This window comes from Streptomyces sp. B15 (assembly GCF_018070605.1).
In the GTDB taxonomy this organism is placed as follows: Bacteria; Actinomycetota; Actinomycetes; order Streptomycetales; family Streptomycetaceae; genus Streptomyces; species Streptomyces smyrnaeus.
Genome location: NZ_JAGPXJ010000215.1, coordinates 1 through 502, shown reverse-complemented (window position 1 = coordinate 502; position 502 = coordinate 1). Strand labels below are relative to the sequence as shown.

The 502-nt window shown below is 78.3% G+C and carries 1 pseudogene; it reads right to left on the bottom strand.

The window, feature by feature from the left end:
* Positions 1–443, bottom strand: a pseudogene (locus KBY19_RS35910) (allophanate hydrolase subunit 2 family protein); the annotation flags it as partial.
* Positions 444–502: the final 59 nt, after the last annotated feature.

Below are 502 nucleotides of genomic sequence, written 5' to 3'. Positions count from 1 at the left end.
GCGCTCCGCGGGGCGGGGCCGGGTGCGGAGCGCAGTTCGGTGGCGCGGGTGCCGGGCACCGCCTCGGCGTCCACTCCCCAGGCGCACCGCACAGAGGAGCGCACCCCGTGGGTCGCGGCACCCACATCGAGCACCGCGCCGGGTGGGAGGTGCAGCGGCTGCCCCCAGGGCGCGGGCCGCCCGTCGACCGTCACCGGGCAGGGTGCGCCGGTGACGACGGCGGTGGTGCGGCCCGAAACGCGCACCGCGCAGCCGGTCAGGGTGGTCTCCAGCGTCGCGGCGGTCTCCGGATTGCCGAGCAGATGGTTGGCGAGGCGGTGGGCTGCCAGGTCGAGCGCGCCGGAGCGGGGCACGCCCAGATGCGCGTACCCGGGGCGGCCCAGGTCCTGGACGGTGGTCAGCGCGCCGGCCCGTACGGTCTCCAGCCCGACTTCGGCCGTCACGACCGCTCCTCCGCCGACCGGGACCCGCCCCTGCCGAGGTCGGGGTCGGCGGGGGTGTC